This is a genomic window from Arthrobacter sp. BG5, assembly GCF_056680155.1.
Map to the genome: position 1 here is coordinate 947,785 of NZ_CM155268.1, position 15,122 is coordinate 962,906.

Here is a 15,122-nt window from a genome sequence, read left to right on the forward strand (position 1 = left end):
GCGGCAGGGGTCGCCGGCGCTATGTGGACAGGCGGGCGGTCAGCCCGGGAAGGACGGGTCGATGGCGCCCTTGAGCTGCGCTGACCAGCCGTTGCCGAGGCGCTGGAAGATCCCTTCCGTGGATTGCCCGAAGATCTCCGTCGGCCCGTTGCCCGCGCTGAGCGCGGTCAACCCCGGCCAGGGCGCCAGTTCCTGCGGAGCAGTTGACGTCAGGGAAAGCAGCTCGGGAGTCACGTTCCCGCTGGCTGAACTCTTCATCACCGCCACAGTCGTGTCGTTGACCCAGACGCCCCGGTCCGGGGCCCGGGCCGTCAGCAGGGTGATCGGCGCGGTGAGGTCCCGGGGGGTGCCGTCGGCGGTCCGGACGATTCCGGTGATCTGGACGGAGGTCTTGCCGTTCAACTCTGAAATGACGAGGGCCCGGGTTCCTTCCCGCGAGACCCTGAATTCCTTGACGCTCCGGCCGTCCAGCCACGGCGGCGCCAGGGTCACGGTGGGTACGTTTGCCCCCGTCGCGATCCCGGTGGGCCGGTAGGCCAGGACCTCGGTGGTCCCGTTGCCGCCGGGTCCGGCGGTCCAGACCCAGTCGTACCGGCCGAAGGACGGCCGGGAAAGGCTGGCCCGCGTGGTGAGCGCGCGTGCCGGCTGGCCCGGGATGATCGAGTACAGCGTGCTGTGGCCCCGGTTGAGGAACGCCACGGCCTGGGATACCGGAGATTCCGCGGGCAGGCGCGGGGCCAGGGCCCGGACGGACTGGATATCCGGCACCGGCCCCAGCTTGTTGTTCTCGTAGCGGACCAGGTCGTTGTTGCTGACGGCGATCTGGCGGGCCGGAACGTCCTCGTCCCGCACCGGCGGGAGTACGGATCCGTCATCTTCCACCCGGACGAGGTCCTGGTTGGCCCGCAGTTCCACGTTGATGACATCGGGCTGGCTGCGGAAGGTCAAGGCGAGCTGGGTCTGCATCCTCAGCCGGTCCTTGTTGGAGGCCTCCACGAGGTCCTTGGCGGTAAGGTCCACCTGCGCGGCGCCGGAGACCACCGGTACCGACTCGCGGGCCAGCTTGATGCCCGAGGGGAAGGCGCTCACCACGGCGCCCTTGAGGTAGGGGGCGGGACCGCCGAGCAGGGCACTGGCCATGGCCTTGACGGTCTTTTTCTTGATGAACCAGCGCATGTCGGGCACCGCGTAGGTGAACGTGGGGTCGTAGAAGTAGATGGGGTACGCGCCGTAGATGACCTTGAACGTCTGTTCCGGGATGGCGGTGCCGTCCGGGATCTCCGCGATCCGCCACTCGCCGTCCACCTTGGTCAGCGTCGCGGGAATGCTTTCCTTGGACCCTTCCGGCATCGCCGTGGCGATCCCGTCGGCGTCGACGGTGTAGGCGAGGTCGAGTTCGTAGTTGAAGACGTTTTCGACGGCGGTGCGCACCACGCGGGCGGAGCGGAAGACCAGCACCCGGCGGTCCGGCTTCCACTGCACCGACGAGGCCTGGGTGAGGTACTGCCGGGCGACCGCGTAGTCGTCCTCGTAGCCGCTGCCCGCGAGGTAGAAGTCCTCGATCACCGCTTCCGGGGATGCTCCGGCCCGCGGAGCCACGGGGAAGAAGACCGGGGCGTTGTTGGGCTTCCCGGCGCTCTCATCGGTGCTTTTGCCCACCGGCCCGGACCGCGGAATCTGGGCGCAGGAGGTCAGCAGAACCAGGATCACCGCCAGCAGGGCCGCGGCGTGGTTGGTGAACTTCCTGGTGCGCCTCATGACTGCTCCTTCGTCCCGTCGCGGCCGGCGGCCGGACGGGGATCGGTGACGGCGGTCTCCAGCAGCAGCATCGTCCGTTCGGACTGGTCGCCGGCCGGCCCCACGTCGGCGGGTTCCAGTTGGAGCGGTGACCTGGTGATGGTTTCGCCCTGGCGCAGCGGCAGGGTGAGGCGGAAGTTGGAGCCGCGTCCCTTGTTGCCCCAGGCCTGCAGCCAGCCGTTGTGCAGCTTGGTGTCCTCGGTGGCGATGGAGAGTCCCAGGCCGCTGCCGCCGGTGGTCCGTGCCCGGGCGGGGTCGGCGCGCCAGAAGCGGTCGAACACGCGGGCGGCTTCCGCGGCGGTCATGCCGATGCCGTGGTCCCGGACGGCGACGGCCACCGCGGTGTCGTTCGCCGCCACCGAGACGTTCACCGGCCGGCCCTCGCCGTGCTCCAGGGCGTTCAGGACCAGGTTGCGCAGGATCCGGTCAATCCGCCGGTCATCCATCTCGACAACAATGCTGCCGGCGGGGGCGTTGAGCGTCACCTCGGAGCCGTACTCGGCGGCTACCGGGGCGACCCCCTCGATCACGTGCGAGATGAGCTGGACGATGTCGGTCGGTTCGGCGTCGAGCATGGCCACGCCGGCGTCGAACCGGGAGATTTCCAGCAGGTCCGCCAGCAGCGACTGGAAGCGTTCCACCTGGTTGTAGAGCAGTTCCGCGGACCGCTTGTTGATCGGGTCGAACTGGTCGCGGGCGTCATACAGCACCTCGGCGGCCATCCGGACCGTGGTGAGCGGGGTCCGGAGTTCGTGCGAAACGTCGGAGACGAACCGCTGCTGCATCTGGGACAGGGTGGCCAGCTGCGTGATCTGCTCCTGCAGGCTGGCGGCCATGTGGTTGAACGAGGCGCCGAGCCGGGCCACTTCGTCCTCGCCCTTGACCACCATGCGTTCCTGCAGCTGGCCGGCGGCGAGCTTTTCGGAGACGACGGCGGCATGGCTGACCGGGCTGACCACGTTGCGGGTGACGTACCAGGCGACGGCCCCGATCATAAGCGCCAGGGCGGCGGCACCGGCCAGCAGGACGTTCTGGATCTCGTCCAGGGTCTTTTGCGCCGTGTTGAGGTCATAGATGAGGTAGAGCTCGTAGACGGTGCCGTTGAAGGTCACCTTGTTGCCGACGGCGATCCCGGGGCGGTCCTCAGTTCCCACCGGGAACTCGGTGGAGGCCCAGAACTGGTCCTTGCCGGAGTCCTGGACCGCCTTGCGCAGCTCGGGCGGGATCACACTGATGGTGAGCTGGTCCGAGGCCCGCGATTCGACCCACCGGTTGCGGGGTTTGGTCTGTTCGGGCATGGCTTCGAAGACATAGCGGCGCTGGATCACCGAGCCGCGGCCTTCGACCGCGTTCAAGGTGTCGTACACCAGGGTGATGACGCTCGACTGGTCGGTGACCTGGGCGCCGTCGAACGTGTCCTGGACCTGCTTGACGTTGTAGCGTGTCTCGGACTCGGCCTGGGCCAGCCGTTCCTGGAAGAGGTTGTTGGCGATCTGGTTCGACAGGTACGCGCCGACGACGGCGAAGGAGCCGATCGCGAGCATGAGGGTGGTCAGCACGGTGCGGAACTGGAGGGACCGGCGCCAGCGGCGCTGCAGGGCCCGCAACAGGTACCTGGAGGCGGGCAGCAGGCGGGACGCTCCGGTGCGTACCAGCCGGAGAACGCGGGCGGTGACGATCCGGGCGCGGCGGGCCCAGATGCGGGCCCGGAAGAGCGGACTCTGCCCGGCGGGCGGCGCCGGCGGCCCGGCGGGTCCGGGTTCCGGCTGCGGGTGGCCGTCCGCCGGCTCAGGAACCTGCTTTATAGCCGACACCACGGACCGTCAATACAACTTCAGGGGCTTCCGGATCGCGTTCGATCTTCGAGCGCAGCCGCTGGACGTGGACGTTGACCAACCGGGTGTCCGCCGCGTGACGGTAGCCCCAGACCTGCTCGAGCAGCAGCTCACGGGTGAAGACCTGCCAGGGTTTGCGCGCCAGGGCGACGAGCAGGTCGAATTCCAGCGGAGTCAGTGAGATCCGTTCGCTGTTGCGGCTCACCACGTGGCCGGCGACGTCGATCGTCACGTCCGCGATGCGCAGGGTTTCCGGCGCCTTCTGGTCGCCCGGACGCAGGCGCGCCCGGACGCGGGCCACGAGTTCTGCGGGTTTGAAGGGTTTGGGCACGTAGTCGTCGGCGCCCGATTCAAGTCCGCGGACCACATCCGAGGTGTCCGACTTGGCCGTCAGCATCACGATTGGCACGTCGGACTCGCCGCGGATCTGGCGGCATACTTCAATGCCGTCCATTCCCGGAAGCATCAGGTCCAGCAGCACGAGGTCCGGCTTGGAGGAGCGGAAAACCTCCAGGGCCTGGCCGCCGTCCGCGCAGAAGACGGGGTCGAAGCCGTCGTTGCGCAGCACAATACCGATCATCTCGGCCAGCGCCTCGTCATCGTCCACTACCAAAATCCGTGCCTTCATAGCTTATATATTCCCCTATTGAAATGGCTTTGTCGTATTCGGGCGGTCCCCGGCATGGCGCGGAGAGCTGCCCGCCGTGGGGCGGCTGGGCTGCGTCCGCCGGTAATCGCGCACCGCGAACCGGCCTAAGGCTTGCGGCCGGCCGCCGAAACTATAGGCTGGGGGCACAGCTGGCCCGGACTCACGCCGGGGCCCGCGGGCAGCAGGGCGTCCGGGCCCGGGCCGCGGGCGTCCGGCGGGCAATTTCTTGGGGAGGAAAAGCTTGTCTGAGCAGGAACCTAACGAGCCGCAGCAGCGCGGCCGGGAGCCGTGGGACGGCCCGCCCGCCCAGCAGCCGCAGTGGGTCAGCCGGCCGCCGTGGGGGCAGCAACCCCAGTGGGGAACCCCGCCGCCCCCTCCCGCCCAACAGCCGCCGTGGGGGCAACAACCCCAGTGGGGGCAGCAGCCGCAGTGGGGCGGGCAGCTTCCGGGCCCGGGTTTCCCAGGCCCGGGCTCCCCCCACCTGTCCCCCTACGGCCAGCCCCGCTACGTGGCCCCGCCGAAGCCCGGCATTGTGCCGCTGCGCCCCTTGATGCTGGGCGAGATCCTGGACGGCGCCTTCCAGACCGTCAGGCGCAATCCCGCAGCCATGCTGGGCGCGGGCGTCATCGCCCAAGGCCTCGGCTCTGTCGTCTCCGCCGTCGCGCAGACCGGTGCCGTCTCCGGGTGGTCGCCGGCTCCGTGGCTGGAGGGCATCGGCCCCTCGCAGGCGGCGGCCCTCGTATTCGGCATCGCCGGCGTCGGCCTGGTGTTGATGCTCCTGACCGTGCTGATCTCGGTCGTTATGCAGGGCGCGATGGCGGTTCCCGTGGCCCGCTCGCTGCTGAACAGGTCGACGGGCTTCCGCCAGATGTGGACCCTGTCACGCTCCCGGACCGGTGCGCTGCTGGGGTTCGCCGGCCTGCTGATCCTTGGGGTGGCCGCCGTCGCCGCCGTCGTGGTGGTGGGAACGGTGGCGCTCGTGCGCGTCCTGGAGCGCGCTGCCGCGCTGGCCCTGGTCTTCTTGTTTCTGGCCCTCACGCTAGGGCTGGTCTGGCTCGCCATTCGGTTGCTCGTCGCGCCCGCGGCGATCGTGGTCGAGGAGATCGACGCGGCCGCCGGCCTGCGCCGCTCCTGGCAGCTGACCCGCGGCAACTGGTGGCGCATCCTCGGCGTCACCCTGGTGGTCGGCCTGCTCGTTGGCGTCCTTACCCAGATCATCCTGATTCCCGTGAACCTCCTCGGCAGCGGCCTCGGGGCCACGGTCTTCGCGCAAGGCGGCGAAGGCGAGTCCCAGGCGGTGCGGATCATGGTCACCGTCATCGGCGCAGTGGTCGGCGCCCTGGTCGCAGCCCTGGGCTTCGCCTTCCAGACCTCGACCGTCGCCCTCGTCTACCTGGACCTGCGGATGCGCAAGGACGGGCTGGACCTCGCCCTGCTGCGGCAGCTGGAGACCGGCGGCGACCCGGACGGGGTCCCGGGACGGGGTCCAGCGGTGGTCCGCGGGGACACCTCCGCCTGGCAGCAGCCTCCCTACGGCCCGCCCCCGTTCCGCGGATGACGGGTATGCCCGCCCTCGCGGCAGACCGTGCCGGGCCGGCACTGCCCGCACACTTCCAGCAGGAACCACCGGTGCTCCCCGGACGCGACGAAGCCGCACGCTGGGCCGCGGAAGAACTCGCGAAGGCGCCGTACCGCGCCGCCGAACCGAGCTGGCTCGACGATGCGCTTGCCGAGTTTGCCCGCTGGCTGCGGACGCTGACCGGCAACGGTGACCCGGGCGGCGACGGCGGTTATGCCGTGCCGCTGCTGCTGGTCATCGCCGCCGTGGTCATCGGCGTCGCCATCGTGGTGGTGCGGCCCCGGCTCAACGCCCGGCGCCCCGCCGTCAAGGACGTCTTCGACGCCGGCCCGGACCTGAGCCCGGCGGTGCACCGTGAGCGCGCCGCGCAAGCGGCGGCCCGCGGGGACTGGCCCGCTGCCGTCGTCGAGCAGTTCCGGGCCCTGGTTCGCGCGGCGGAAGACCGCACCGTCCTGGACCGGCAACCCGGACGGACCGCGGGCGAGGCCGCCGCCCGGCTGGGCCGCGCCTTCGGTGCGTACGCCGGGGAGCTGCAGGGCGCGGCTCTGACCTTCGACGCCGTCCGCTACGGCGGCGCGGCGGCCGGCGCGGGCGAGCATGCGGCACTGGCCGGACTGGATGCGGCGCTGGCCGGCAGCACTCCGGATTATCAGGGCACCGGCGCGGACGCCCTTGTCAGGCCGCTGTGACCGGCGCGTCGACGCTGCGCCGCTGGCTCCGCCGGCACCGCACCTGGACCGTGCTCGGCGTCGTCTTTCTCGCCGGGCTGGTTCTCACGACGGTCCTTCAACTGCAGCCCCGCGGCGACCGGACGGCGCTGTCCACCCGCAACCCGGCCCCGGACGGAGCGCAGGCCGCCGCGGAAATCCTTCGCCGCCATGGCGTCAACGTGGAGCAGCAGGACTCTTTGGAGGCGGCCAGCCAAGCGCTGGAGGCCGCCAAACATGCCGGCGAGCGCACCACCGTCCTGCTCTACGACCGCAATGGCTACCTCGGCCGCGACCAGCTGCAGTACCTGGGCGGTGCCGCGGACCGGCTGGTGGTGATTACGCCCCGGCTGAACACGCTGCAGGGCGTGGGCGGCGGGATCGTGCAGGCCGGAGTGGTTCGGGACGGCACCGGGGCGCTCGCCCCGGCTTGCCTTATTTCCGACCCCGCGGCCGCCGGCACGGTCTCGGCCGCGAATGGCTACCTCTACGACGGAGAAGTGGTCTGCTACGCGCCGCGCGACGGCGGGGGCGGCCTCTACGCCGGCAGCGAGGACGGCCGGACCGTGGTCCTGGGCAGCACCAAAATCCTCAGCAACGCGGCCCTCGCCGACCAGGGCAACGCCGCTCTTGTGCTGCGGACCCTCGGTGCGGAGCCACGGTTGATCTGGTATCTGCCCGGGATCGCCGACGTGCCCGCCGCGAGGGAACCGGTGACCCTCGACCAGCTCGCTGCGCCCTGGACCCACGTCCTGGGGCCCTGGCTGGCCTTCGTGGCGGTGCTCGCGGCCTTCTGGCGCGGCCGCCGGCTCGGTCCCCTGGTCTTCGAGCCGCTCCCCGTGGTGGTCAAGGCGGCGGAGACGGCGGAAGGACGGTCCCGCCTCTACCACGACGCCCGCGCCGTCGACCATGCCGCCGAAGTCCTCCGGGCCGGCACCCTGGTGCGGCTGGCCAGGACGCTCCGGCTGGGACCGGACGCCGGGGCCGCAGCCATCACCGACGCGGCCGCCCGGCACCTGGACCGGGCACCCGAAACCGTCGCCGCTGTCCTCGACGCCGCACCCCGCGCCGAGGCCGACCTCGTGCGCTGGGCCCAGCAGCTGGACCTACTAGAGAAAGAGGTACACGCCCGATGAATGATCAGCCAAGCGTCTCCACGCACGCCCCGGAAGCCCCCGGCCACTGGGACTCCCGGGACCGGGACCCCCTCCGGCAGGCACTGCTGGACGTGCGCCGCGAGGTCGCCCGGGCCGTCGTCGGGCAGGACGCCACCGTCACCGGGATGCTGATCGCCTTGCTGTGCCACGGCCACGTGCTGCTCGAGGGGGTGCCGGGGGTGGCCAAGACCCTGCTGGTGCGCAGCCTCTCGGCCGCCCTCAGCCTCGACACCAAGCGGATCCAGTTCACCCCGGACCTGATGCCCGGCGATGTCACCGGCTCGCTCGTCTACGATTCGCACACCTCGGAGTTCAGCTTCCGCGAGGGCCCGGTCTTCACCAACATCCTGCTGGCCGACGAGATCAACCGGACACCGCCCAAGACCCAGGCCTCGCTGCTGGAAGCGATGGAGGAGCGGCAGGTGTCGGTGGACAGCGTCTCGCGCCAGCTTCCCGTGCCCTTCATCGTGGCGGCCACGCAGAACCCGGTGGAGTACGAGGGCACCTACCCCCTGCCCGAGGCCCAGCTGGACCGCTTCCTGCTCAAACTCACCATGCCGCTGCCCGGGCGGGAGGACGAAATCGAGGTGATCCGGCGGCATGCGGCCGGCTTCGACCCGCGCAACCTGGCCGCCGCCGGGATCCGCCCGGTGGCAGGCCGCACCGAGCTGGAGCAGGCGCGGCACGCCGTGGCCGCCGTCGAGGTCGGCCCCGAGGTCCTCGCCTACATCGTGGACCTGGTCCGCGCCACCCGCGCAGCGCCGTCCTTCCAGCTGGGCGTCTCGCCGCGCGGCGCCGCCGCCCTGCTGAACGGCTCGCGCGCCTGGGCCTGGCTCTCCGGCCGGACCTTCGTCACCCCCGACGACGTGAAAGCCCTCGCCCTGCCCTGCCTGCGGCACCGGGTGGCCCTGCGCCCCGAGGCGCAGATGGACGGCGTGCAGGTCGACGGCGTGCTGGGCAGCATCCTCGCCTCCGTGCCTGTGCCGCGCTGAGTCATGGCGGTTTCCGGACGTTTTGTGCTGCTGGCGCTGCTGGGCCTGCTCCCGGTGGCGCTCTTGCCCGGCTGGGGCTCTGCTGCCGCGGTGGGCCTGCTGCTGCTTGCCGCCGTGCTGCTGGACCTGGCGCTCGCGGTACCGCTGCGGCAGGTCTCGGTGCAGCGCAACGACGCCGGCAGCGTCCCGCTCGCCGGGCAGGCCGAGTCCGTGCTCACGGTGGCCAACGCCGGGCGCCGGATGTTGCGGGGGCTGGTCCGGGACGCCTGGCAGCCCTCGGCCGGCGCGCGGAACCCGGTCCAGCCCCTGCTGGTCCCGCCCGGCGAGCGCCGCCGGGTGACCGTCACGCTGCAGCCCACGCGGCGCGGTGAACTGGCCGCCGCGCACGTCACGGTCCGCGCCTTCGGCCCGCTGGGCTTGGCCGCCCGGCAGCGCACCCTCCCGTGCCCGGGCACGCTCCGGGTGCTCCCGCCGTTCCACTCGCGGCGGCACCTTCCCTCCAAGCTGCGCCAGCTGCGCGAGCTCGACGGGAAGGCGGCGGTGCAGATCCGCGGCGCCGGCACCGAATTCGACTCCCTGCGCGACTACGTGCGCGGCGACGACGTCCGCTCCATCGACTGGCGTGCCACGGCACGCCGCTCCGCCGTCGTGGTCCGGACCTGGCGGCCGGAGCGCGACCGCCGCGTCGTCATCCTGCTGGACACCTCGCGCACCGCCGCCGCCCGGATCGCCGACGAGCCGCGGCTCGACACCGGCATCGAGGCGGCGCTGCTGCTGGCCGTCCTGGCCGAACGGGGCGGGGACCGGGTCGACTTCCTCGCCTTCGACCGCAGGCTCCGGGCGCAGGCCGGCTCCGCAGCCAAGGGGAACCTGCTCGGACAGCTGGTCCAGGCCATGGTCCCGCTGGAGGCTGAACTCATCGAACTCGACTGGCCGCAGATCCCGGCCAGGGTCCGCTCCGTGTCCGCGCACCGCTCCCTCGTGGTGCTGCTCACCGCGCTCGACGGCGGCGCCCCCGAAGAGGGGCTCCTGCCGATGGCGGCACAACTCGCGCAGCAGCACGTGGTGGTGGTCGCCTCGGTCCGCGATCCGCTGCTCGGCGAAATGCAGCGCGAGCGCTCGACCGCCACCGGTGTCTTCCGCGCCGCCGCAGCCGAACGCGCCCTGCTGGAACGCGAGGCGGTCAGCGCCCAGCTGCGCCACGCGGGCGTCGAAGTCGTCGACGCCGAACCGGCGCAGCTGCCGCCGGCGCTCGCGGACGCGTACATTCGGTTGAAAGCCGCCGGACGGCTGTGACCCCCAGGAGGATGCCGTGAGCAGTTACGACCCCATCTACCGGCTCGGCCTCGGGCCGGACTTTTCCCGGCTGCAGCCCGAACTGCAGGACTACTTCTCGCTCGCTCCGGGGTCCGGGCACTACGGCGTCGGCGAGGGCGTCTTCGACGTTGTCGGGTGCCGGCAGCGCTGGCTGCGTCCGCTGCTGCGGCTGGCGACCGGCGAACAGGCGTTCTTCCCTGAGTACGGCGAGGGCATCAGGTTCCGGATCGAGAACCACGCCCATTTAGACCCGTTCGGGCGCTCCAGCCTCACTGCCCGGCGTGAGATTTTCTTTCCGCAGACCACCAGGATCTTCCATGACACCACCAGCCTGGACTCCTCCGCCGGCACCCCGCGGCTGGTGGATTACGTCGGCCGGTACCGCCGGCTGGTCACCGACCTCAACCTCAGCGTCACGCCGGAAGGCCGGCTGCGCGGCGTCTCGGAGGCCTCCCGGCTGTTCCTGGGCCCCCTGCGGATCCCGCTGCCGGACGCCCTGGACGCCAAGGCGTACGCCGAGCAGTGGTGGGAGCCGGGCGAGGGCCGGCACCGGATCCAGGTCAAGGTGATCCAGCCGCAGATCGGCCTGGTGCTGGTATACGCCGGGCACTTCGACTACCGGCTTGAGCCCTACCCTGACGCTGCCGCGGCGCCGGGCCATCTTCCCGAACGCGCGCGGCCCGACCGCTGGGAAAGCCGCGTCTAGGTCCTAGCCGAGCGCGAGCTGGTTCAACCCGTCCGCGAGCTGCGTCAGCCGGGTCAGCACCGCCGTCGCGGACGACGGCGTGTGGCCGGCGAGGCCTGCCGACGGCGTGACCCGCACCGAGCCCAGCGCGGTGGCCGGCAGCCCGAGCTGGCGCCACGGGCGCCAGAGCGTTTCGACAGCCTGGGGCACACGCGGCAGCGCCGCGGCGGGATCATCGACCGGCAACGTCCCGGCCCACAAGCGTTTCCCGGACTCCACCGCGCCCGCGATCTGTTCCCACTGGCGGGAGGTCAGGGCCCGTAGCGGCACCGCGAACCCGTCCGCGCCGGCGGCGAGGATCCGGTCGAACGGCGCCTCCACTTCCGGCACGGAAACCACGACCTCGGCCGCGCCGGCAGCCCTCAGGGCGTCGATGACGAGCCGCCAGGATTCGGTGATCTCCGACCCCGCGACCGCGCGCAGGGTGCGGTAGCCGCTGGAGGTGGGGATGGTGCCGGCCATGACGGCGGCAATGTCGGGTTCGTCGAGCTGCACCACCAGGCTCGCGCCCGGCGCCGCGGCGGCAGCCCGGCGCAGGTAGGCGCCCACACCGGCGGCGAGCGAGGCCGCGAGGTCCCGCCGTGCGCCGTGGTCAATCAGGGCACGTTCCCCGTTATGCAGGTGCAGCCCGGCGGCCAGGCTGACCGGGCCCCGCAGCTGGAGCTTGAGCTCCGCGGCCGGAGTGTCCTCGGCCCCGACGACGTCGGCGAGGACGTTGAGATCGGTGGACAGGGCCGACCGGGCCCGCATCAGGTCCTTGCCGGGCCGGTCGACGAGCCGCCAGCCGTAGGGCTGGACGTCGACGGCAAGGCCTTCCAGCAGCGACGCGGCGCGGCCCAGGGCGTCCGAACCGACACCCCGGTCGGGGAGCTCGGCGAGGAAGGGCAGGTGCGGGCTGCCCAGTTCGCCGCGGATGATTCGGGCGGCCTCGACCGGGTCTTCGCCCGGCCAGGGCCCCAGGGCGGTGGCCGTGACCTGGCCGGGGATCTCTGGCACGGACACGGCTACGCTTCGGCGGCGACGGCGGGGTCCGCGTCAGCCGTGGACCGCTGCGCAGCGGCTTGGTGGGCCGCCGCCTGGTGGTCCTCGGCAATGGCCTCGTGGTGGCGGATCACCTCGCCGATGATGAAGTTCAGGAACTTCTCGGCGAACGCCGGATCCAGGTGGGCTTCGGCGGCGAGCCGGCGCAGGCGCGCGATCTGTGCCGTCTCCCGTCCGGGGTCCCCCGCCGGAAGCTTGTGCGCGGCCTTGAGGAAGCCGACTTTCTGCGTCGCCTTGAACCGCTCGGCCAGCAGGAAGACGAGCGTGGCATCGATATTGTCGATGCTCGAACGGATCGAGAGCAGCTCCGCCATCACCGCGGGGTCCACCTGCCCGGCCAGGGAGCTGGCGGCGGGGTCATAGCTATCGGCGTCGGGGAGGTTCTGGTTCTGCTCGGTCATTGGTCCAGTCTAGGCGCTGGCGCGCAATTCCTTCCGGGTGTTAAGCGGCCGCCGCCAGGCAACGAAAGGGGCCATGCCCGCCGTTCGCGTGAACGGCGGGCATGGCCCCTGCGCGGCAAGCGCCCCTGTCGGCGCCGCGTTCCCGGTTGGGCTGTCAGGCCCCGAGTACCGCCCGGAACTCCTCGCGGCGCCGGGCCTGCTCGTCCGGATCCGGAACCGGCAGCGACGCGATGAGCTTCTTCGTGTAGTCGTGCTGCGGATGGCCCATCACCTGGTTTCCGAGGCCCTGCTCCACCATCTTGCCCTTGTACAGGACCCCGACCCAGTGCGAGAGAATATCCACTACGGCAAGGTCATGGCTGATGAAGAGGCAGGCGAAACCGAATTCGGCCTGGATTTCCTTGAACAGCTCCAGCACCTTCGCCTGGACCGAAACGTCCAGCGCCGACGTCGGCTCATCGGCGATCAGCAGCTTCGGGTTCAGGATCAGGGCCCGCGCCAGGGAGGCGCGCTGGCGCTGGCCGCCGGAGAGCTCGTGCGGGTACCGGTCGGCGTACGCGGCGGGCAGCTGCACGGCTTCGAGCAGTTCCCGGGTCCGCTGCCGGGCCTGCGCCGGCGTCGGGTTGGTGTGGATGATCAGCGGCTCGGCGATGCAGTCCCCGATGGTGAGCTGCGGGTTGAACGAGGCCGCCGGGTCCTGGAAGACGAAGCCGATCTGCTTGCGCAGCGGCTTGAAGGTGCGCTCCTTGAGATTGAGCATCTCGTAGTCCAGCACCTTCAGGCTGCCGCCCGTGGTCCGGTTCAGGCCCGCGATGGCGCGGCCGATCGTCGTCTTGCCGGAGCCCGACTCGCCGACGAGGCCGAAGACCTCGCCCTCGGAGAGGGTGAAGTTCACCCCGTCCACGGCCTTGAACGCCGGGCTGCCCAGCCGGCCGGGGTATTCGATGGTCAGGTTCTTGGCCTCGACCAGCACCTTGCCGCCCTGGTGGGCGCGCTCGGTCATGCCGGCCGAGGCGGAGTTCCGGCCCAGGTGCGGGACGGCGGCGAGGAGCTTCCTGGTGTAGTCCTGCTTCGGTTCCGCGAAGAGCACCCGTGCGCTGGCCTCTTCGACGACGTCGCCCTGGTACATCACGACGACGCGGTCGGCGAGGTCGGCGACGACGCCCATGTTGTGCGTGATGAGCACAATCGAGGTGCCGTACTGGTCCCGGAGGTTGCGCAGGAGTTCCAGGATTTCCGCCTGCACCGTGACGTCCAGTGCGGTGGTCGGCTCATCCGCGATGATGAGGCCCGGGTTCAGCGCCAGCGCGGCGGCGATCACCACGCGCTGCTTCTGCCCGCCGGAGAACTGATGCGGGTAGTAGTCGACCCGGGTTTCCGGATCCGGGATGCCCACCTTGCGCAGGGCGTCGATCGCCCGTGACCTGGCCTCCTTGGCGCTGACCCGGCCGGCACCCCCGTGCCCGGCGTGGGCGCGGATGCCCTCGGCGATCTGCCAGCCCACGGTGAAGACCGGGTTGAGCGCCGTCGAGGGTTCCTGGAACACCATGGCCACGTCCCGGCCGCGGATTTCCCGCAGCTTCGCGGCGCTGACGCTGATCACGTTGTTGCCGTTGATCAGCACCGCGCCGGAGCTGATCGCGGTCTCGGGGAGGAGCCCCAGGATGGTTTTGGCGGTGACGGTCTTGCCGGAGCCGGATTCGCCCACGATCGCGACGACTTCGCCGGGGTTGACCTCAAGGCTGACATCCTTCACCGCGTAGACGTCCCCGGCGTCGGTGGCGAACGTGACCCTCAGGTGGTCGATGTCCAGCACCGGTCCGGAGCCCCGGGTGTGCTGGTCTGAAACGGAGCCGAGATTGGTGCTCATGAACTTCTCACTTCTGCTGTATCCGCCGCCGGTGCGCTGGAGCTGCCGGGTCCGGCAGTGTCGGGTCCGGCTTTGCCGGAAGCGGCCTTCTTGCGGCCCCGGAGGCGCGGGTCGTTGAGGTCGTTGATGCTCTCGCCGACCAGGGTGAGCCCCAGCACGGTGAGGACGATGGCCAGGCCGGGGAAGACACCCGTCCACCAGATACCGGAGGTAGTGTCCGCCAGCGCCTTGTTGAGGTCGAAGCCCCATTCAGCGGCCGAGGTCGGTTCGATGCCGAAGCCCAGGAAGCCCAGGCCCGCGAGGGTGAGGATGGCTTCGGAGGCGTTCAGCGTGAAGATCAGCGGCAGCGTGCGGGTGGCGTTTTTGTAGATGTGGCGGGTCATGATCCGGATGTTGGACGCACCCACCACCTTGGCCGATTCGACGAAGGGTTCGGCCTTGAGCCGGATGGTCTCGGCCCGGATGACGCGGAAGTACTGCGGGATAAAGACCACCGTGATGGAGATCGCCGCGGCCAGGATGCCGCCCCACAGGCTGGAACGGCCGCCGCTGATCACGATCGCCATAACGATCGCGACCAACAGGGACGGGAAGGCGTACACGGCGTCGGCGATGACCACGAGGATCCGGTCCAGCCAGCCGCCGATGTAGCCGCTGACCAGGCCCAGGATGACGCCGATGAAGATGGACATGATCACGGCCACCACAATCACCAGCGCGGCGGTCTGCGCACCCCAGACCACGCGGGAGAACACGTCGTAGCCGCCGACGGTGGTGCCGAGGAGGTGCTTGCCGCCGGGGGCCTGCTGCGCGGGGAAGCCGCCGTCGGCGTCGGAGATCTGGGAGAAGCCGAACGGCGCGATCAGCGGAGCGAAGATTGCGGTCAACAGGAACAACGAGGTCAGGATGAGCCCGGCGACGAGCATGCCGCGTTGCAGGCCCACACTCTTGTTGAAGTGGGAGACGACCGGCAGCTTCCCGAACCAGGGTTTCCGGCGGTTGTCGTTGACGCTATTGGGTTCGATGCTCATG

General features: G+C 70.7%; 13 protein-coding genes. 6 read left to right on the top strand and 7 right to left on the bottom strand.

The window, feature by feature from the left end; all coding sequences use genetic code 11:
- Positions 1-39 precede the first annotated feature (39 nt).
- From AC1MBE_RS04265 to mtrA, 3 genes are read right to left on the bottom strand one after another with little or no spacing between them, the layout of a single operon-like run.
- Complete coding sequence (locus tag AC1MBE_RS04265) at positions 40-1,758, bottom strand: LpqB family beta-propeller domain-containing protein (RefSeq protein WP_479781065.1); 1,719 nt, start codon at positions 1,756-1,758, stop codon at positions 40-42.
- Positions 1,755-3,614 carry an MtrAB system histidine kinase MtrB gene (gene mtrB, locus AC1MBE_RS04270; RefSeq protein WP_479781066.1) on the bottom strand — a complete coding sequence of 620 codons (1,860 nt, stop codon included), beginning with the start codon at positions 3,612-3,614 and terminating at the stop codon, positions 1,755-1,757. Before mtrB ends, AC1MBE_RS04265 begins: the two co-directional genes overlap by 4 nt.
- Positions 3,586-4,260 carry an MtrAB system response regulator MtrA gene (gene mtrA, locus AC1MBE_RS04275; protein ID WP_346959715.1) on the bottom strand — a complete coding sequence of 225 codons (675 nt, stop codon included), beginning with the start codon at positions 4,258-4,260 and terminating at the stop codon, positions 3,586-3,588. Before mtrA ends, mtrB begins: the two co-directional genes overlap by 29 nt.
- Before the next feature lie 529 nt (positions 4,261-4,789).
- On the opposite strand from mtrA, the gene AC1MBE_RS04280 reads away from it, so the two are divergent.
- From AC1MBE_RS04280 to AC1MBE_RS04305, 6 genes are read left to right on the top strand one after another with little or no spacing between them, the layout of a single operon-like run.
- Positions 4,790-5,839: a DUF7847 domain-containing protein gene (locus AC1MBE_RS04280; protein ID WP_479781067.1), complete on the top strand. Its 1,050-nt coding sequence runs from the start codon at positions 4,790-4,792 to the stop codon at positions 5,837-5,839.
- A 5-nt stretch (positions 5,840-5,844) separates the two neighbouring features.
- Positions 5,845-6,549, top strand: coding sequence for a DUF4129 domain-containing protein (locus AC1MBE_RS04285; RefSeq protein ID WP_479781068.1), 705 nt, complete (start codon positions 5,845-5,847; stop codon positions 6,547-6,549).
- Positions 6,546-7,703 (top strand): DUF4350 domain-containing protein, encoded by a 1,158-nt coding sequence (locus AC1MBE_RS04290; protein WP_479781069.1) that lies wholly within the window; start codon positions 6,546-6,548, stop codon positions 7,701-7,703. The genes AC1MBE_RS04285 and AC1MBE_RS04290 overlap by 4 nt, the downstream gene beginning before the upstream one ends.
- Positions 7,700-8,716 carry an AAA family ATPase gene (locus tag AC1MBE_RS04295; protein WP_479781070.1) on the top strand — a complete coding sequence of 339 codons (1,017 nt, stop codon included), beginning with the start codon at positions 7,700-7,702 and terminating at the stop codon, positions 8,714-8,716. The genes AC1MBE_RS04290 and AC1MBE_RS04295 overlap by 4 nt, the downstream gene beginning before the upstream one ends.
- Positions 8,717-8,719: 3 nt before the next feature.
- Positions 8,720-10,012, top strand: a complete 1,293-nt coding sequence (locus AC1MBE_RS04300; RefSeq protein ID WP_479781071.1) for a DUF58 domain-containing protein — start codon at positions 8,720-8,722, stop codon at positions 10,010-10,012.
- 16 nt (positions 10,013-10,028) lie between these two features.
- Positions 10,029-10,739 carry a DUF4166 domain-containing protein gene (locus AC1MBE_RS04305; RefSeq protein ID WP_479781072.1) on the top strand — a complete coding sequence of 237 codons (711 nt, stop codon included), beginning with the start codon at positions 10,029-10,031 and terminating at the stop codon, positions 10,737-10,739.
- A gap of 3 nt (positions 10,740-10,742) precedes the next feature.
- On the opposite strand, the gene AC1MBE_RS04310 is transcribed toward AC1MBE_RS04305, so the two are convergent.
- From AC1MBE_RS04310 to AC1MBE_RS04325, 4 genes are all read right to left on the bottom strand, one after another.
- Entirely contained in the window at positions 10,743-11,774 is a 1,032-nt protein-coding gene (locus AC1MBE_RS04310; protein WP_479781073.1) for a uroporphyrinogen decarboxylase/cobalamine-independent methonine synthase family protein, read from the bottom strand.
- A gap of 8 nt (positions 11,775-11,782) precedes the next feature.
- Positions 11,783-12,220, bottom strand: a complete 438-nt coding sequence (locus AC1MBE_RS04315; RefSeq protein WP_346959723.1) for a chorismate mutase — start codon at positions 12,218-12,220, stop codon at positions 11,783-11,785.
- Between the two features lie 154 nt (positions 12,221-12,374).
- Positions 12,375-14,090 carry an ABC transporter ATP-binding protein gene (locus tag AC1MBE_RS04320; RefSeq protein ID WP_479781074.1) on the bottom strand — a complete coding sequence of 572 codons (1,716 nt, stop codon included), beginning with the start codon at positions 14,088-14,090 and terminating at the stop codon, positions 12,375-12,377.
- Complete coding sequence (locus AC1MBE_RS04325; protein ID WP_479781075.1) at positions 14,087-15,121, bottom strand: ABC transporter permease; 1,035 nt, start codon at positions 15,119-15,121, stop codon at positions 14,087-14,089. The genes AC1MBE_RS04320 and AC1MBE_RS04325 overlap by 4 nt, the downstream gene beginning before the upstream one ends.
- Between the last annotated feature and the right edge of the window lies 1 nt (position 15,122).